Annotated in this window: 14 protein-coding genes and 1 pseudogene; 12 read left to right on the top strand and 3 right to left on the bottom strand. The window is 65.6% G+C overall.

Features of this window, described 5'->3' with window-relative positions:
* Positions 1 to 83 precede the first annotated feature (83 nt).
* The 9 genes from LG30_RS0111045 (at position 84) to LG30_RS0111005 (ending at position 11526) form a co-directional block, all read left to right on the top strand.
* Positions 84 to 569, top strand: a complete 486-nt coding sequence (locus tag LG30_RS0111045; RefSeq protein WP_033130768.1) for a YqhA family protein — start codon at positions 84 to 86, stop codon at positions 567 to 569.
* 116 nt (positions 570 to 685) lie between these two features.
* Positions 686 to 1135, top strand: a complete 450-nt coding sequence (locus LG30_RS0111040; RefSeq protein ID WP_033130767.1) for a hypothetical protein — start codon at positions 686 to 688, stop codon at positions 1133 to 1135.
* A gap of 4 nt (positions 1136 to 1139) precedes the next feature.
* The gene (locus LG30_RS0111035) at positions 1140 to 4127 is read left to right on the top strand and encodes a hypothetical protein (protein WP_033130766.1); all 2988 of its coding nucleotides are present in this window, start codon (positions 1140 to 1142) and stop codon (positions 4125 to 4127) included.
* Positions 4127 to 4963 carry an FTR1 family iron permease gene (locus LG30_RS0111030; RefSeq protein WP_033130765.1) on the top strand — a complete coding sequence of 279 codons (837 nt, stop codon included), beginning with the start codon at positions 4127 to 4129 and terminating at the stop codon, positions 4961 to 4963. The genes LG30_RS0111035 and LG30_RS0111030 overlap by 1 nt, the downstream gene beginning before the upstream one ends.
* A gap of 69 nt (positions 4964 to 5032) precedes the next feature.
* The gene (locus LG30_RS0111025) at positions 5033 to 6460 is read left to right on the top strand and encodes an FAD-dependent oxidoreductase (RefSeq protein ID WP_033130764.1); all 1428 of its coding nucleotides are present in this window, start codon (positions 5033 to 5035) and stop codon (positions 6458 to 6460) included.
* A gap of 33 nt (positions 6461 to 6493) precedes the next feature.
* Positions 6494 to 7066 carry a hypothetical protein gene (locus LG30_RS0111020; protein WP_033130763.1) on the top strand — a complete coding sequence of 191 codons (573 nt, stop codon included), beginning with the start codon at positions 6494 to 6496 and terminating at the stop codon, positions 7064 to 7066.
* A gap of 103 nt (positions 7067 to 7169) precedes the next feature.
* Entirely contained in the window at positions 7170 to 8462 is a 1293-nt protein-coding gene (locus tag LG30_RS0111015) for a hypothetical protein (RefSeq protein ID WP_033130780.1), read from the top strand.
* Between the two features lie 98 nt (positions 8463 to 8560).
* Positions 8561 to 10207, top strand: a complete 1647-nt coding sequence (locus tag LG30_RS0111010) for a hypothetical protein (RefSeq protein WP_033130762.1) — start codon at positions 8561 to 8563, stop codon at positions 10205 to 10207.
* A 116-nt stretch (positions 10208 to 10323) separates the two neighbouring features.
* Complete coding sequence (locus LG30_RS0111005) at positions 10324 to 11526, top strand: Bcr/CflA family multidrug efflux MFS transporter (RefSeq protein ID WP_033130761.1); 1203 nt, start codon at positions 10324 to 10326, stop codon at positions 11524 to 11526.
* Positions 11527 to 11614: 88 nt separating this feature from the next.
* Here the strand turns inward: LG30_RS0111005 and LG30_RS0111000 are convergent, their stop codons facing one another.
* The 3 genes from LG30_RS0111000 to LG30_RS0110990 form a co-directional block, all read right to left on the bottom strand.
* Positions 11615 to 12181: a pyridoxamine 5'-phosphate oxidase family protein gene (locus LG30_RS0111000; RefSeq protein WP_033130760.1), complete on the bottom strand. Its 567-nt coding sequence runs from the start codon at positions 12179 to 12181 to the stop codon at positions 11615 to 11617.
* A gap of 23 nt (positions 12182 to 12204) precedes the next feature.
* On the bottom strand, positions 12205 to 13632 hold the full coding sequence (gene nhaD / locus LG30_RS0110995) for a sodium:proton antiporter NhaD (protein WP_033130759.1): 1428 nt from the start codon (positions 13630 to 13632) through the stop codon (positions 12205 to 12207).
* 125 nt (positions 13633 to 13757) lie between these two features.
* Complete coding sequence (locus LG30_RS0110990; RefSeq protein ID WP_033130758.1) at positions 13758 to 14231, bottom strand: DUF4357 domain-containing protein; 474 nt, start codon at positions 14229 to 14231, stop codon at positions 13758 to 13760.
* Between the two features lie 140 nt (positions 14232 to 14371).
* Here LG30_RS0110990 and LG30_RS0110985 point away from each other — a divergent pair, with 140 nt between their 5' ends.
* From LG30_RS0110985 to LG30_RS0110975, 3 genes and pseudogenes are all read left to right on the top strand, one after another.
* Entirely contained in the window at positions 14372 to 15052 is a 681-nt protein-coding gene (locus tag LG30_RS0110985) for an ABC transporter ATP-binding protein (RefSeq protein WP_033130757.1), read from the top strand.
* Between the two features lie 45 nt (positions 15053 to 15097).
* The gene (locus LG30_RS0110980) at positions 15098 to 17494 is read left to right on the top strand and encodes an ABC transporter permease (RefSeq protein WP_033130756.1); all 2397 of its coding nucleotides are present in this window, start codon (positions 15098 to 15100) and stop codon (positions 17492 to 17494) included.
* Positions 17491 to 17715: pseudogene (locus tag LG30_RS0110975) on the top strand (lipocalin-like domain-containing protein); the annotation flags it as partial. The gene LG30_RS0110980 and the pseudogene LG30_RS0110975, both read left to right, overlap by 4 nt.

Below are 17715 nucleotides of genomic sequence, written 5' to 3'. Positions count from 1 at the left end.
CCCCGGGGCCATCGTCTTAACACATGCATTGGCCCCCTGATCCGGGTCATAATCAGCGCCAAACCCCCTGTACAGGATTTCCCATGCGTCGTTTCAACTTCATGCTCAATGGCAGCCGGTTGATGATGTTCCCCTTTTATGTCTGCATCCTGGTCTGCGTCGCCCTGCTGATGGTGAAGTTTGCCATGCAGCTCTATGTGTTGTGCCGCGACATCATCGAGATCCACTACATGGACCTCATCACCGGGGTACTGACTCTGGTGGACTTCGTGCTGGTGGCACAGATGCTGATCCTGGTGGCCATCTGCGGCTATGTGCAATTTATCCAGACCCAAGAGCAGCGCGAGGCGCTCGGCAACAACTGGCTCAGCAAGATCAACTTCGCCTCCCTGAAACTCATCGTCATCAACTCCCTGGTGACCATCGCCGGTATCGAGGTGCTCAAGGCCTTCCTGGATGACGGGGTCGGCAACGAGGTGGAGATGAAGTGGTCGGTGATCGTGTTCCTCGCCTTCTCGCTGGCGGCGCTCATCTATGCGATCACCGAACGGCTGGCGGATCACAAATAGCGCCCCCTTTTGTTCAGGGCCTATTCATCGGCAGCGGAATTGATAACTCTTTTCATTGCGGTTACCCCATTGTAAACTTGCTCCCCCGGACGGAATGCCCGGGCGTTGGAGCCTGTATGACAAGCCTTTCTCTCTCAGCACGACACTTCTGGCGATGGCTGGCCTACCACCATCAAGCCGCCGAAGGCAGCCTCTACCTGATGTTCTTCTCCGGTCTGCTGCTGTGGGAGCCCCTGACCCCGTTCTGGTCCCTGGCACGCTGGAACCTGTTCCTTCACGTCATGCTGTCGCTGTCCCTGTTCCCACTGCTGTTTGGCGCCTTCTGGCTCTCTCATCGCCGCCTGCTGCGCCACAGCCACAAGCCGTTCTTGCGCACCACGGGCCAGATCATCGAGGCCCTGTTGCTGGTCTGCCTCGGCAGCGGCCTAGTGCTCGTCCTGCACGGCACCCCCGGCGACAGGCTAGGCGCGCTGGCGAGCTGGGCACACTGGCTCAGCTCCTTGGCGCTCACCCCTCTGGTACTGCGCCATGCCTGGCGCTGGACCATTCTCAAATGGTCTTCCTGATCCCATGTTGAAGTTGCTCTTATCCTGCCTGCTCATCGCTCTCTCGCTGCTGGGATCGGCCCAGGCCCAGCAGATGAGCTCGGCCCTGATCCCCTATGAGGATGCCAAGGCTCCGCGTCTCGTCACCGCCAACCAGAGCGCAGGCTCGGTAACCCTGCTTGAGCGCGGCAGCGGCAAACGGCTCAAGGAGGTGGCCTTCGGCGGCGATCTGCGCCAGCTAGCCCGCAGCGACGATGGCACCCTGCTGGTGACCGACTACAGCAGCGATCGCCTGCTGCTGCTGGATGACGATCTCGATGTGAAGAAAGCCATTCCCACCGGCCACAGACCCTATGGCGTCATCTTTGATCCCAAGCGGGGCTGGTTCTGGGTCAGCCTGTTCGAAGCGGCGCGGCTGCAGGCCTATGACGTGGATGGTCGCCTCAAGCTGGATCTGCCCACCCGCGAGACCCCGCGCGGACTGGCCCTCACCGACGACGATCGCCTGCTGCTGACCCACGCCATGACGGGTCAGCTGGCCATCTACGATCTCGGCACACTCAAGGACACGGCAGATCAGGCGACCCTGGCCAACCCCAAGCTGATCACCCTGGCCGAGACTCACAGCGACACCCCGAGCGACTCCCAAGGACTGCCGCGCCAGCTCGATGGCATCAGCCTCTCCCCCGACGGCAGCGAGGCCTGGCTGCCTCATGTGCTCTGGAGCTTCGACCATCCCTTCCAGTTCCAGAGCACCGTCTTCCCGGCGGTCTCCATCATCGATCTCGACAGCGAGACGGAGCGGGTGGATGAGCGCAAGCAGCTGTTCTTGCAAATAAACCTGCCGAACGTCGGCAACCGCAGCCAGATCGTCTCCAACCCCTTCGCCGCCCGCTTCGCCGCCGACGGCAAACGGGTCTATCTGACCCTGGCGGGATCCGAAGATCTGCTGGTGTTCGACCTGTCCCGCAGCGGCAAACAGAACAACAACCGCCACAGGCGCAAGAAGTTCCAGGGCGGTGCCAAGGCGACTCAGTTGCTGCGTCACCTGCCGGGCCAGAACCCACGCGACCTGCTCATCGATGGCGACCACATACTGGTGCACAACGTCATGGGCCAGGATCTGACTCGCCTCGCCAGCGGCGGCTCCGGCCCCTTCGCCCGGGTGACTGTGGATGTCCCTCACTTCGCCAAGCTGGTGCAGGCCGATCCTCGTCCCGAGGCACTCAAGCGCGGTGAGCGGCTGTTCCATCTCGGCAATACCCTCGGCAACACCAGCGCCAATGGCCGCTTCCCCATGGCGGGGGACAACTGGATGAGCTGCAACTCCTGCCACCTTGACGGTTTCAACTTCACCAACCGCTTCCTGATGCAGGCTCATCGTCAGGCCAGCAAAGACAACGCCATCAATGGCCATGCCAACCTCACCAACATGGTGGCGGGGGATTTTGTCGGCGAATACCTGCGCATGACACAGCAGACCCAGGGCGGCATGGGCCATGACACCCGCGATGGCGCCGAGGCGGTTGACCCCGCCAAGCCCAAGCCCGAGGTCAAGGCTATGATGGAGGACTTGCACGCCTTCGTGACGGCCGATGGCAACCTGCCCTATCTCGCCAACTGGCTGCGGCTCGATGCCCCGCGCACGGATCCCGCCAAGGCCCCCACCAGCCATCCGAAGGAGTGGCTCAGCTCAGCCTCCTGCCAGAACTGCCACCAACAGGCCTTCAAGGACTGGAGCGACAGCAACCATCGGCTGATGGGCAACTCCCACCCCTACTACAAGGCGGTGCAGGCGCTGGCCAGACAGACCGAAGGGGAAGCCTTCGGCCAGTGGTGCCAGGGCTGCCACATGCCCCAGCAGGTGATGACGGGCCAGACCGACTTGCCCAAGGGCTCCCATATGCTGGAGCGGGGTGGCGCCTCCCTCATCAAAGCCCATCAGGCGGGTGAGCCCGTGGTCGAGGAAGGCACCAGCTGCCTGCTGTGCCATCGCATCACCCGGCTCGAAGACGCCGGCGGCAACAGCGCCTTCACCGTCAACCTCAAGGACAGGGAGAGCTACGTGTTCGAGGATGCCCCCGGCGGCAGCGCTCGCCACTGGCTGGCGGAGCGGCAGATCAACGCGCGCCCCGCCATGCACAAGGCCTCCTACCAGCAGGACTTCTATCAAGACGCGGCCCTGTGCAAGTCCTGCCACAACGAGTTTGCCCCAGGCACCGGCGCCAATATCGTCAACACCTGGGATGAGTGGCAGAACTCCAGTTTTGCCACGGCAGAGGATCCCGCCAAGCGCCGCGGCTGCATCGACTGCCATATGAACCCGGAGCCCGGCAACGGCGGCGCCCCGGTCGCGGGCCAGTCCACCGAGAACGGCCCCGTGAAGGAGCGCCTCTATCGCCACAATTTTACCGGCGCCCAGCACCAGCTGGTGGGGCTGCGCAACCCAGAACTCGAGCAAGAGAGCCTGGCGCTGCTGCGCTCCAGCGCCGCCCTGTCCGCCCGTATCAAAGAAAATGCGGGGCAACCGAACCTGGTGGTGCGCGTCACCAACGTCGGCGCCGGCCATGCCCTGCCCACCGGGGTCGCGGATTTTCGTGAGCTCTGGCTGGAGCTGACACTCACCGATGCCGAGGGCAAAATAGTGCTGCGCAGCGGCCAGCCGGTGAATGGTGCCGTGCCGGAGGATGCCCGGCTGTTCCGCAAGGTGTTTGGCGATGCCGAGGGCAAGCCGCTGGGGCTCAAATTCTGGCGCTACGAGAAGCTCCTGGAAGACACCCGCATCCCGGCCGATGGCTGGCGTGACGAGGCCTGGCCGCTGCCCGCCGATGCCAAGGGGCCCTTTAGCGCCGACATCAAACTCAATTTCCGTACCTATCCCAAGTGGGTCAACGACATAGTGCGTGCCAGCGAGCCGCAACTGCCGGAGCCCCCCATAGTGCTACTCAACCGGCTACAGCTGTCCCTGCTGCAGCCGACCCCACCCGCCCCTGACACGGAGCATGAACGCTGATGTTTGCAAGTTTTCTCATTACCCTGCGCGAGGGGCTGGAAGCCTTTCTGCTGGTGGGCATCTGCCTCTCCTACCTCGCCAAGCTGGGGGCAAGCCGCTACAACAAGTTCATCTACCTGGGGGTGGGGCTGGGGCTGATTGCCTCCCTGGCGGTGGCCTTCCTGTTCCAGGTGGTGGTCAGCCAGTTCGAGAGCGAGCGCTACAACCACCTGCTGATGGCGGGGATCCTGATCTTCGCCACCCTGGTGCTCACCTACATGGCGGTCTGGATGCAGAAGCAGGCCAAGTCCCAGGTGGGGGCCATGACGGCGCGCATCGATGCGGCCATCGACGGGGGCAACCTCTTTGGTCTGGTGCTGCTCGCCTTCCTGGCGGTGATGCGCGAGGGCTTCGAGACGGTGCTGTTCTTCTCGGCCCTGGTCTACTCCGGGCAAGGGGTGGATCTGCACGAGGGGCTGATGGGGGCGCTGGCGGGGCTGCTGGTCTCTGTTGTGCTGGTGTGGGGGCTGCTGCGCTCCACCCGCAAGGTGGCGCTGGCCCCCTTCTTCCGCTGGACCGGCCTGCTGATCATCATCATAGCCGCCGGCCTGTTGTCGTCCGCCGTCAACATGCTGCAGGCGGCCGGGGTCATCACCCTCTGGACCACGCCGGTGTTCAACATCAGCCATATCCTCGACGACAGGGGCGTATTCGGCACCTTCCTGCGGGCGCTGTTCGGCTACAATGCCTCCCCGGCCGGCCTGCAACTCGCTACCTGGCTGGCCTACCTGGCGGTCTTCGTGACCATCTGGTATCGCAACTACAAGCCCAAGCAGGTCGAAGCCAACAAGGCGTGAGCCACCTTTTTCAGTAGCGGGGCCTGCGGGCCCCTTTTCTCCTTTTTCGTGAACAGCGGTGGATAGAGAGTGACAGGCGATAACAACAATAAAAAAATTGCGGTGCTTGGGGCCGGCCCCGCCGGTCTGATGGCGGCCTGGCGCCTGCGCCAGGCGGGCTTTGCGGTCACCCTGTTCGAGCAGGAGAGCGTGGTGGGGGGCATGTGCGCCACCCAGCGCTTCACGGGCAAGGATGGGGACTACCGCTTCGACTACGGTGGCCACCGCTTCATCACCAAGAACCCGGAGCTGCTCGCCTTCATCGATGAGCTGATGGGGGAGGATCTGCTGCACGCTGAGCGCAAGAGCGTCATTCGCTTCGCGGGGCGCACCTACGACTACCCCCTCAATCTGCCGAACCTGCTCAAGACGGCGCCGCTCTCCCTGATGGCGGGGGCACTCAAGGACTTGCTGCTGCTCCCCTTCGCGAGCAAGCCCACCGATTTCGCCAAGGCGAGCTTCGCCGAGTGGATCCAGAGCCACTTCGGCCGCACCCTCTATCGCCAGTTCTTCGAGGGCTACACCGGCAAGCTGTGGGGTATCAACCCGGACCGGCTCTCCGCCGACTGGGCGGGTCAGCGCATCAGCCTCATCGATCTCAAGGACGTGGCCCGTCGCCTGCTGCCAAGGCGCAAGGGCAACACCTCGGTGCGCACCTATGCCCGCAAGTATCGTTATCCAAAGTATGGCTTCGGCCAGATCTTCACCACGCTGGGGGAGCGGCTGGTGGCGGAAGGTGTCGAACTCAGAACAGGGGCCACCATCAGCCGGTTGACTCAAGCCGATGGCCGCATCGAGCGGGTCGAGTGGCAGCAAGAGGGCGTGGTGCAGAGTGAGGCCTTCGATCAGGTGATCTCCACCCTGCCCCTGCCGCTCACCTGCCAGCATCTGGGGCTGCCCTGCGACCTGTACTATCGCGCCCTGCGCTTTATCAACATGCCGCTCAATCAGGAGAACCTGTCGGACAACACCTGGCAGTACCTCTCGGATCCGCACATCCTCGCCACCCGGTTGCAGGAGCCGCGCCGCCGCAGCCCCTTTATGGCGCCTGAGGGGAAAACTTCGGTGATGCTGGAAGTCCCCTGCAATCCCGGGGATGAGACCTGGCAGGCGCCGCTGGCCACCCTGCGCGAGCGAGTCAGCCAGGATCTGGCGAGCCTGGGGGTCGATACCTGCAAGCTCGGGGAGGAAACCTTCGAGGCGCGCAGTGAGCATGCCTATCCGCTGATGGATCTCGGTTATCAAGGGCGACGGGACGCGGCTATCCAGCTGCTGATGCCCATTGACAACCTCATCATGAGCGGGCGTCAGGGCACCTTCCGTTACATCTTCACCGACACCGCCATGGAGATGGGGCTGATGGCCGCCGACATGGTGATCGACGGGGTAGACAGACGGCACGCCATCTATAACCATCGCAATGAAAACACCGTGATCGAAACCCAGAGCGTGGCCTGAGGGCCGCCTTATGGGCATAACAAGGAGAACAGGATGACCATACGCCACGGCTTGATCGCCCTCGCCCTGCTGACGGGCCCGCTGCTGACCCTCAGCGGACAGGCGCAGGCTTACTCCTACGCCGCTGCAGGCAAGGAGCCGTTGATCGACGCCCGCGAGGCGCTGCTCGGCGCCGCCAGCGAAGGCCAAGATGCCAGCGCCACCTTGAGCGAGATTGCGGACGAACTGACCTATCTGGAAGAGCACCACAAGGTGACACTGCAAGCGCCCCTGGCTGCCGCCATCAAGGGAAAAGATGCTGCCGCGACCGCGGCCCTGCTCAACCGCGCCTACAAGGCCGAGATCGAGCGCCGCCTCGAGGGGGCCGGGCAGAACCTCGGGGACTACCAAACCGCCAAGGTGCTGGTGGTCAAGAGCAAGCGCTTCCTCGATCTGATCCTCCCCTCCCTCGGCGAAGGGGATCGCAAGGCGGCCGAACAGGCGCTGGCCAAGGTGCTGGATGCTATCGGCAACCCCGGCGTGTTCGGGGTGGGTGCCAAGGTCGCCGACGAGCAGGCGTTCAAGGCCGCCGAGCAGGATCTGATGGCCGTGCTGGCCCCGCTCTGATCGCCTCAGCCGAGTGATGCCCCCCCTCATCCCCAGCCCTTCTCCCACCAGGGGAGAAGGGAGCTACTCTCGACAACCGGCTAGAGCCTGCCTGCCCATCTGGCTGCTGCTTCTGCTGCAAGGGGTCTGGATGGGCTGGCTCTTCGCCTTCCCCGTGGCACTCGATTCCGACGATGCCCTGAACTTCGCTCACGGGGTCGCGCGCTTCAGCGTGCTCGAATTCTCCCCCCACTTCCCCGGCTATCCCGCCTTTATCTGGTTCGCTCGCCTGATCCATCTGGTGGCCCCGGATCCCGCCAGCGCGGTGCAGTGGGCCAGCCTGCTCGGCAGCAGCCTGTTGCCCCCCTTGAGTGCCTTGCTGGCGGTGCGACTGTGGCAGCGATCCGAGCTGCTGGCGCCGGTCTGGCTAGGGACGATAGCGCTGCCGCTCACCCCCACCCTGGCACTCTCCGGCCTCTCGGACGGGCCGGCGCTGGCCGCCTGGCTCGGCGCCCTGCTGGCCCTGCACTCTTCGTCATCGGCGGCATCCGCCTCTTCGCCACGCTCTTCACGCCGGCTGGCCCTGGCGGGTCTGCTGCTGGGTCTCCTGCTGGCCCTGCGCCCCTCCTACTTCGTGCTGGCCCTGCTGCCGCTCTGGCAAGGCTGGCAGCACAAAGGGCAGAGGCTGCACTTCGCCGCCCCCATCGCCCTGGTGGGGCTCGCCTGCCTGCTGTTCGTCTGGCAGGCGGATGGCTGGGCCTATTTTGCCGAGGGGCGGCGCTTCACCGACGGCCACTTCCACCTCTGGGGCAACACGGCGGCGGCCCATGGCTCTCGGCTGCTGAGTTGGGGCCAGACCCTGAATGCCCAGCTCAGCCCACTGTGGCCCTTGCTGCTATGGCCCCTCTGGCGAGGTGCGCGGCGGCTGGCTATAGGGGGTGACAGGAGCTGGGGGATCGGCTGGCTGGCCCTGCTGCTCTGGACCCTGCTCGGCCAGAACCCGGACAATCCCCGCCACCTGGCCCCGCTGGTGTATCTGGGCTTGATCCTGCTGGCCGGTTGGCTGCCTGCGGCAAGGTCCGTCGTGATGGCTGCCATGCTGGGGGCCCTGGCGCTACTGGGCAGCACCCTGATCCCCCCCGGCTTACCGGCCATGAGCCAGGCCAGAGAGGTGGCCGAACAACGCTGTCCGGCGCTGGTGACTCAGTGGGGCGTGCGCCTGCTGCGCGAATCCAGCCCGCTGCCCGTCACCGATGGCTGGTATCAGGGTGACGCGCGGCTGGCGCTCACCCAGGGAGCCTGCCGCCTCAGCCGCCGCCCCCTCGATGCCGGCGACTTGCCAGGCCCCTATCAGGCGGTCTGGTTTGCGCCCCGTTTTCGCGCCGAGCCCGGCCTCTGGCTCGCCCTACCCCGTTGATATTCTGACCTTAGTTCGCCATATGGTTTCCATTGGCACCAAATATACTCGCTGACTCGACTACACTCACTGCGCACAGAGGCTGCAGGGGATAGGAGATGAAGGGAGGCAAGGCGGGGTATCTCGCGCCGCTGGTACTGACCATGGCCTGCGCGCTGCTGTTGTTGCCAGCCTGGCTGCAAGGCGGGACCCAGGGACACGATCTGTTCCACCATCTGCTCTCCGGCCACTACTTTGCCCAGCAGCTGTGGCAGGGGGATCTCTACCCGCGCTGGCTGATGGGGATGAACGGTGGCTTTGGCAGCCCCACCTTCTTCTTCTATCCCCCGCTGCCCTACTATGTCAGCGCCCTCTTCGCCGGTCCCGGCGCCCTCCCTCAGCAGGCCGTCTATCCCCTGCTCGCCAGCGCCAGCCTGGGGTTGTGGCTCTCCGGCCTGTTCGCCTATCTCTGGCTGCGCGGCTTCTCCCCCCCGGGACGGGCCCTGACCGTCAGCCTGCTCTACCTCGCCCTGCCCTATCACCTGGCCATGGATTTCTACGCCCGCTTCGCGCTGGCCGAATTCTGGGCCTTCGCCTGGGCACCGCTGATCCTGCTGGCCCAGGATCTCGCTACCCGCAACCAGCGTCATGGCCTGCCCCTGCTGGCCTTGGGCCTGGCGCTGCTGGCCTACTCCCACCTGCCCAGCCTGTTGCTGATGCTGGGCCTCATCAGCCTGCGCGCCCTGTGGCAAGCTAAACGCGCGCGCACCTGGCGTCCCTGCTGGCTCACCCTGGGGGCCCAGGGGCTGGGGCTCTGCATGGCGGCCGCCCTGCTGCTGCCCGCCCTGAGCGATCAGAACGCCATCTCCATGGAGCTGATGCGCGGCGGCATGTTCGACTATCGGCGCAATTTCCTCGACCGCCTGCCCGGCGGCTGGGGCGACTGGCGCTTTCGCGCCCATCTGACCTGGCAGAGCCTGTTGACCCTGGCCCTGCTGTTGACCGCCTGGGCCGCCAGCCGCGAGCCGCGCCACCCCGAACTGCTGTGCTGGGGGACCATCGGCGTGCTCGCCTTCCTGATGATGCTGCCCCTGAGCCAGCCGCTCTGGAGCCTGCTGCCCCCGCTGCAGCGAGTGCAATTCCCCTGGCGACTCAACCTCATCCTCGCCCTGGCCACGGTCGCGGTGGTGGCGCTCGGCACCCCGGTCCATAAACCCTGGCAGTGGCTCTGGTGGGGGCTATTGCTGCTGACCCTGATCTCCTCCCTCGCCTACATCCATTCCTCCCCCCTCACCCAGGCGCCGACCAGAGCGGCCATCGCGGACGAGTTCGACAGCAAACGCAGCGCTCGCGAGTATCGACCGAGGCAGGTGCCAAGCGGCCAGTTCGCCCCGACCCTGCTCGCCTGGAAAGAGGAGTTCCAGCCCCCCGTCAGCACCGACCAACCCGGCGCCAGCTGGACGGTGCAACGCTGGCAACCCCGCGCGCTGGCGCTGGAGGTGACGACGCGGGTGCCGACCAAGCTGGTGTTGCACCAATATGACTACCCCGGCTGGCAGGCCTGGCTGGATGACGCCTTGCCGCTGACGGTGAGCGCCAGCCGGCAAGGGCTGCTGCAGGTCTGGGTGCCGGCGGGCCACCATCGCCTCACCCTCGAGCTGGCGGCGCGCTGGCCGGAGCGGCTGGGCAACCTGTTGTCGCTGCTGGGCTGGCTGCTCTGGCTTGGGCTCGCATGCTATCGCCAACGATCGCCTCTAGAGCGCTGATTTACCAGCAGATCAGACCTCCCGATCCCCGGCGTGATAGTCCAGCCAGCGCGGCACAAAGCTGATAAACTTCAAGCTTGTTGCGCACTCCTTACTCGCTCACGATCGGATACCCTATGCCTCAGTCCATAGCCCTCTCCCCCCGCTTCCTGTTTATTCTGCTCGGTGCCCTGGCGGGTCTGACGCCGCTGGCGGTCGACATGTACCTGCCCGCGATCCCGGCCATCGCCCGGGATCTGGCCACCAGTATCGACGGGGCCCAGCTCACCATCAGCGCCTTCCTCGGCGGCTTCGCCATCGGCCAGCTGTTCTATGGCCCCCTGGCCGACAGCTACGGCCGCAAGCCGGTGATCCTGGCGGGTCTCTCCATGTTTGCCATCGCCTCGGTCGGCTGCGCCATGGCGGAGTCGCTGCCGGAGCTGCTGGCCTGGCGCATGGTGCAAGCCGCCGGCGGGGCGGCCGGCTCAGTGGTGGTCAATGCCCTGCTGCGGGATCTGTTCGAGAAGGATGCGTTTTCCCGCGCCATGTCCTTCGTCATCCTGGTGATGACTCTGGCACCGCTGGTGGCCCCCGTGGTGGGCGGCTATATCAGCGCCCAGGTCGGCTGGCGGCCGATCTTCTGGCTGCTGGTGGGCATCAGCCTGCTCATCTGCGTGGTGATGCAGTGGAAGATCCAGGAGACACTCAAACCCGAACATCGGCAGCCGCTCAAGCTCGGCCAGGTGCTGCGCAACTACTGGGGCGTGCTCTCCCACCGTGGCGCCATGGGCTATGTGCTGTGCGGCGCCCTGTCGAGCTCAGGCATGTTCGCCTTCCTGAGCGCCTCCCCCTACGTCTACATCGAGTATTTCAAGGTGCCGACCGAGCACTATGGCTGGCTGTTTGGCCTCAACATCCTGCTGATGATGGTGGTCACCTTCGTCAACAGCCGGCTGGTGAAGGGGGTGGGTGCCGAGCGCATGCTGCAATACGGCTTGCTCGTGCTGCCGCTGGCTGGCGCCCTGCTCATCTACAACGCCTGGAGCCAGACTGGCGGCCTCTGGGGCATCGTCATCCCGGTGGTGCTGTTCGTCGGTCACATCAGCCTGGTGGGCGCCAACGCCATGACCGGTCTGATGGGCCACTTCCCCCAGTCGGCGGGCACCGCCGCGGCCCTGGCGGGTACATTGCGCTTTGGCGTCGGCGCCCTGGTCGGCATCCTGGTCAACCTCAATCCGCCCCAGTCCCCGCTGCCCATGGCCATCGCCATCGCCGCCTGTGGCCTGGGCTCGGCGCTCAGCTACTGGCTGCTCACCGGCAAGCGTGCCAGGGCGGCCTGACGCGCTCTTAGGCTCACCGCGATGCCGACACGAAAAAGCCCTGTCCACCGGACAGGGCTTTTTGCATCGTACGGCATCGGCGAGGGTGCTATTGATCGGCCTCCAGGCCGCTGCGTACCAGGATCTCGCTCTCGAATCCATCCAGGCTCAGCTGGTTCTTCTTGCGCCAGTAGGCCTCGATGCCCTCCTGGCCCTGGCGGGCCGACCAGTTGGCGAGATCCTCCCTGTCCCCCTGGTAGTCAAACAGGGGCACCGACATTCCGCAGGAGGTCTGGACCCGTTCAATGTCGAGCAGGAAGATCTGGCGGGCCGCCACGCTGGCCGGGAAGCGCGCCATGGCCGCCTCCCAGCCCGGGTCGCCGCGGTGCAACACTCGCGCCTGGCCATAGGCCCGCAGTATCATGGGCGCCCCCTCGAAGGCGCAGAACATCACCGTCATGCGCGAGTTCAGCAACACATGGGCCGCCGACTCGTTGCCACTGCCGGTCAGGTTGAGCCAGGCCAGGGTATGGGCATCGAGAATGCGCAACGAATCCCCGCCCTTGGGGGAGAGGTTGACCGTGCCCTCGCCCGCCGCCGTGCCAACAAAATAGATCTTCTGCGCCTCGATAAAGGCCGCATGGCGCGGCGAGAGCGCCTCGAATAACTGTCCCATCTTCCTTCCCCTCTCCATGCGCCTCAAAGCAGGGCGCTGTTGAGCCACAGATGCGCCCCTATGCTGACCATATAGCCAAGCAAAATGGCAGGCAACCACTTGAGGTGGCCGAGGAAGGTATACATGCCCCTGGCCTGCCCCATCAGGGCCACACCGGCGGCGGAGCCGATGGAGAGCAGGCTGCCCCCCACCCCCGTGGTCAGGGTCACCAGCAGCCACTGCCCCGTGGACATCTGCGGCTCCATCGACAACACGGCGAACATCACCGGAATGTTGTCGATGATGGAGGAGAGCAGGCCTATGACCACATTGGCCTGGGTCGGATCCCCCTGGTAGAGGAGCTGGGACGCCAGCGCCAGATACCCCATGAAGCCGAGCCCGCCGACGCACATCACCACCCCGTAGAAGAACAGCAGGGTGTCCCACTCGGCCCTGGCGATCTGGCTGAACACGTCGAACGGCACTGCGCTATCCAGCCGCTGCAGCCGCACCTGATCACCGCTGCGCTCATAGAGGGCGCGCTTGCGGGCCAGGGAGCGAGCCAGGGTCTTGCGCAGGTAGAAGCCGAAAAATTGCAGATAGCCCAGCCCCAGCATCATGCCGAGCACCGGGGGCAGCTGCAGAAAGTGCTGGCAGGCGACCGCGGTCACTATGGTGAGGATGAACAGCAGCACTATGACACCGGCACCGCGCTTGAGCTCCACCTCCTCATCCTGCACCTGGGGGGCGTGGCGCGGCACCATGAGGCTCATCAGCAGGGCCGGCACCAGGAAGTTGAGCAGGGAGGGGATGAAGAGCGCGAAGAACTGGCCAAACTGCACCTTGCCCGCCTGCCACACCATCAGGGTGGTGATGTCGCCAAAGGGGCTGAAGGCGCCGCCGGCATTGGCCGCCACTACGATGTTGATGCAGGAGAGGTTGACGAAGCGGCGATCCCCCCCCGCCACCTTGAGCACCACGCTGCACATCAAGAGCGCCGTGGTCATGTTGTCCGCCACCGGCGAGATGAAGAAGGCCAAGATACCCGTGAGCCAGAACAGGGTGCGCAGGCTATAACCCGAGCGCACCAGGGCGGCGCGCAGGGCATCGAACAGCCGCCGCTCCTCCATGGCGTTGATATAGGTCATGGCCACCAGCAGGAACAGCAGCAGCTCGGCATATTCCAGCAGGTTGTGACGAAATCCGTCGTGAGCCAGGGTGCCGAGCCCCTGCTCGGCATAGACGATGCCAATCACTATCCAGATGATGCCGGCCGCGATCAGCACCGGCTTGGACTTGCGCAGCTGCAGGGACTCCTCGGCCATCACCAGGCCATAGGCGAACACGAAGAGGACGAGGGCGAACCCGCCCGCCCCGCTGTGGGTCAGGGGAATGGCGCCGCCCTCGGCCAGGACGGGGCCGCAAAACAGGCAGAGCCCGGACAAGGGGGCAAGGCGTGAGGATCCAGACATGAGTGCGCGTCTCTTGAGAACTGTCTGGCATTGAGGCTAGCAGCGGACAGGGAAGTCACCCTCATCCCTATCCGCAGGATCGAGCCGCCCGCCTCGACCGGGCGGCGTGGCTCACTCAAGGGGTGTCAGGGGGATTTTTTGCCAAAACCGGATTGCTTGAGGGTGTAGCCGGCACTGTTTTGCCAGGCGTCCAGACCGCTTCTGTTGTTGCCCGCCACCAGGCTGGCGGCGAGGCTCGGGCTGTTGAACAGCTGATCGGCGATGAACACGAAGCCCCCCTCGGCGCGGGGACCTATCACCCCCTTGCTCAACAGCTCCTGGCGCAGCTCGATCACCGCCTCGCGCAGGGATGCCGCATCTTCACCGTTGGCGGTGGATCCCGCCTGCACCATGAAGCCGGGGTTTTGCCGTTTGCCGACCGGATAGCCATGGGCCTCGGCGCCCTTGCCGTTGAAGTGGTAGAGCTCGCGCTCCCCCGGCTTGTTGTCGGAGAGCGCCTTTTGCAGGGTCATCAGCTCGTTGTAGATGTCGATGGGAACCACGGCAGCCTGCTTGGTGCCCTTGCTGTCGATGATAAAACTGACTTGCTTGTGTAACATCCTTGCTCATCCTGCGACCCATGGAAGCCTCTATTCTAACCACCTCTGGCGAACGGGATCCAGCGAGGATCCTCATCCCTTTTGCAGCCGTGATCACTAACTGGCATAGTGAAAGCCATTGACCATCAACCGGTTATCCCATGCTGACCCTGCGCAATCTCAGTAAAGGCTTCCACAATGGCGGCGAGACGAGCCCCCTGTTCGAGGGGCTGGATCTCAGTCTCGGCGCGGGGGAAAGCTGCCTGCTGCTGGGGCAGAGCGGCTGCGGCAAGTCCACCCTGCTCAACCTGATCGCCGGGCTGATAGCGCCAGACAGTGGCGAGATCTGGCTCGGGGAGACCCGCCTCGACCGGCAATCCCAGGACGAGCTGGCCCGCCTGCGCGGCCGGCACTTTGGCATCGTCTATCAGGACTTCAACCTGCTGCCGACCCTGACCGTGGAAGAAAATCTCTGCCTGCCGCTGGAGATCAACGTCTTGCCCCGCGATCGGGCGACCCTGGATGCCCTGCTCGAGCGCCTGGGGATAGCGGACAAGCGCCACGCCTGGCCGGAGCAGCTCTCCGGCGGCCAGCGCCAGCGAGTCGCCCTGGCCCGGGCCCTCATTCACCGGCCCCAGTGGCTGCTCGCCGACGAGCCCACCGGCAGTCTCGACGAGCACAACGCCACGCAGGTGATGGCGCTGATGATGGCGGCGGTCAGGGAGACGGGGGCAGGCCTGTTGCTGGTGAGCCACAACCCCGCCTACGCCGCCCTGGCAGACAGGGTGCTGCGCCTCGAAGGGGGGCAACTGGTCACGCTCAAGGGCCCTGCCCATGGCTGATCAGGTGCTAAATCGAGCAGCTGATCCCGCGCAAGGAGCCGTGCCTTGCTGCCGCTAAAGGCGCTGCTGCGCCTCTATCGCGCCCACCCCTGGCTGCTGTTGATGAGCCTGACCGGGCTGATGCTGGGGGTCTCTCTGGTGGTCGCCATCGATCTGCTCAACCACAGTGCCCAGACCAACTTCGTCGCCGCCCGCAGCCAGCTGGCGGGAGAGGCGAACTACCGGCTGGCGCCGAGCGGCGGCCTGGATGAGCGGCTCTACGTCAAGCTGGTGCGCAGTCAGCGAGCCCTCACCGCCCTGCCCCAGGTGCACGCCTGGCTCAAAGACGAGCAGGGCCGCAGCTTCCAGCTGCTCGGCATCGATCTCTTCAACCCCGGCCCCCTCGGGCCCCTGCTCGGGGAGATGAAGACAGGGGGCGACACCCACCTCGAACTGAGCCGGGCCGACGGTGTCTGGCTGGCGATCCCCGAGGCCGAGCGGCTCGGCTGGTCCGTCGGTCAGCACCGTGTCTTTATGCTGGGTGAGCGGTCACTCAGCCTCACTCTGGTGGGCACCTTCGAGCCCGGCGCCGTTCCCATGGAGCGGCTGCTGCTCACCGATCTCGGCATAGCCCAGCCCCTGCTCGGCAAGGACGGGCGGCTGGATCGCATCCTGTTCAAGCTCAGCGACGCCGAGGCCGCGGCGCTGCAGGCCAGACTGCCAAAGCCGCTCTGGCTAGAGCCCATCAGCCCGGCGCTGGATGCCAGCCAGCTCGGCGATGCGCTGGCCTTGAACCTCAGCGCCCTCTCCCTGCTCGCCATGGCGGTGGGATTGTTTTTGGTGTTCAACGCCCAGCGCTTCGTGCAGAGCGTGCGCCGCCCCCAGCTCGCCCAGCTGATCATCCTGGGGATGCCGCCGCGCCGGGTGCTGGGCTGGCTGGGGCTGGAGCTGACGATCCTGGCCTCTGTCGGTACCCTGCTCGGCCTGCTGCTCGGGGTGCTGCTCGCCGCCGGGCTGATGGGGCAGCTGACCCGGGCGCTGGCCGATCTCTACGGCCCCAACCCCCTCGATCTGCTGCGCCTCTCCCCCTCAGGCCTGCTCAAGGCCGCCGCCATCGGCCTGCTCGGGACGCTCGCCGCCAACCTGCCCGGCTGGTGGCAGTTGCTGCGCCAGTCGCCGCTGCAACTGCGCGAGGGGGGCACCCGCCCCGACCCTCATCCGGGGCGCCGACGCCTGCTGGCGCTGGCCATACTGCTGCTGTGCGCCATTTGCCTGTGGCTGCCCCAGACCGGCCTGCCCGGCGCCCTGCTCATCGCCGGTGGCTGGCTGCTGGCCATGGCGCTCGTCCTGCCGGATGCCCTGCGCTGGTTGCTCGGCCGCTTGCGCCGCCGCAGCCGTGGGCTGACCAGCCGGCTGGCGGTGGCCGAGACTCAATATCACCTGGATCGCACCGCCATCGCCGTGATGGCGCTGCAGCTGGCCATCGCCGCGGCCATCGGCATCGGGGTCATGGTGTCGAGTTTTCGCTCCAGCGTGGAGATCTGGCTGAACCAGCGCCTCGCCGCCGATCTCTATGTCAGTGCCCCCAAGGGCGCGGCAGGCAGCCGAGGAACTCTGGATCAGCCGACTCTGGATGCCATACTCGCGAGCCCTCATTTAAGCGCCGCGTCGCGCCGCTCGGTGCAGCCCGCCCGCTGGCAGGGGGAGCCCATAGAGTGGGCCCAGATGGACGCTATCCCCGAACTCAAAGCCGCTTATCCCCTGCTGGCCGGCCGCTGGCCCGAGCGGGCGAACGAGGTGCTGGCGAGCGAGCCGCTGACGGTGCGCCTCGGGGTCAGGGTCGGCCAGACCCTGGAGGTGACGAGCGAAGCGGGGCCACGGGCACTCGTGGTCACCGGGGTCTATCAGGACTACGGCAGCGACAAGGGGCAGATCCTGCACGCCTTCGAGACTGGGCCGGTGCAGTCCCTCGCCCTCTTCAGCCCCAAGCCTGAGCAACTCGCCGATGGGCTGCGGGCCCGCTTTGGCGAGAGGGTCAACCTCTTGCCCGCCCCCGCCATCCACGCCGCGGCGCTGGAGGTGTTCGATCAGACCTTCGTGGTGACCGAGTTGCTCAAGCTGCTGATCCTGGGGATTGCCTTTGTGGGCATCGGCTCCGCCTTTATGGTGCTGGGGTTGGCACGGCGAAGCGAGCTGCAGACCCTGCAGAGCCTGGGATTGAGCCCCCGCCGCTGCCGTATGTTGCTGATCTGGCAGGGGGCCGGGCTTGGCCTCGTCACCGCCCTGCTCGCCCTGCCGGTGGGTTATGGCCTGGCCTGGGTGCTCATCGAGGTGGTCAATCCCCGCGCCTTCGGCTGGCGCCTCGCGTTCGAGCCCGCCCCCCGTCACGCCATCACGGCGCTATTATTGGCGCCGCTTTGCGCCGCCCTCGCCTCCTGGTTTGCCGCAAGGAGAGTGGTATGAAGCACTTACTACGTACCAAGCTGCTGGCCGCCCTGCTTGCCGTGCTGGGCACCGGCGTTCAGGCCCAGGATCTCGGCGCCGTGCTGGGCAGTGGCGGCGATCAGTTTAAAAAGGCGCAGCCGGGGCAGACAGTGAACTTGCCCGCCGATCACGCGGCCCACCCGGACTACAGATCCGAATGGTGGTATCTCACCGGCAACCTCAAAGGGCGTTGTTTCCTA

This window comes from Aeromonas aquatica, assembly GCF_000764655.1.
Classification (GTDB): domain Bacteria; phylum Pseudomonadota; class Gammaproteobacteria; order Enterobacterales; family Aeromonadaceae; genus Aeromonas; species Aeromonas aquatica.
This window is presented reverse-complemented; position numbering and strand designations above follow the sequence as displayed.

Coding starts and splice junctions, on each gene's coding strand:
- LG30_RS0111035 (WP_033130766.1), top strand. CDS start 1,140: ATGTTGAAGTTGCTCTTATCCTGCCTGCTCATCGCTCTCTCGCTGCTG.
- nhaD (WP_033130759.1), bottom strand. CDS start 13,632: ATGTCTGGATCCTCACGCCTTGCCCCCTTGTCCGGGCTCTGCCTGTTT.
- LG30_RS0111040 (WP_033130767.1), top strand. CDS start 686: ATGACAAGCCTTTCTCTCTCAGCACGACACTTCTGGCGATGGCTGGCC.
- LG30_RS0111030 (WP_033130765.1), top strand. CDS start 4,127: ATGTTTGCAAGTTTTCTCATTACCCTGCGCGAGGGGCTGGAAGCCTTT.
- LG30_RS0111045 (WP_033130768.1), top strand. CDS start 84: ATGCGTCGTTTCAACTTCATGCTCAATGGCAGCCGGTTGATGATGTTC.
- LG30_RS0110990 (WP_033130758.1), bottom strand. CDS start 14,231: ATGTTACACAAGCAAGTCAGTTTTATCATCGACAGCAAGGGCACCAAG.
- LG30_RS0110985 (WP_033130757.1), top strand. CDS start 14,372: ATGCTGACCCTGCGCAATCTCAGTAAAGGCTTCCACAATGGCGGCGAG.
- LG30_RS0111010 (WP_033130762.1), top strand. CDS start 8,561: ATGAAGGGAGGCAAGGCGGGGTATCTCGCGCCGCTGGTACTGACCATG.
- LG30_RS0111020 (WP_033130763.1), top strand. CDS start 6,494: ATGACCATACGCCACGGCTTGATCGCCCTCGCCCTGCTGACGGGCCCG.
- LG30_RS0111005 (WP_033130761.1), top strand. CDS start 10,324: ATGCCTCAGTCCATAGCCCTCTCCCCCCGCTTCCTGTTTATTCTGCTC.
- LG30_RS0111000 (WP_033130760.1), bottom strand. CDS start 12,181: ATGGGACAGTTATTCGAGGCGCTCTCGCCGCGCCATGCGGCCTTTATC.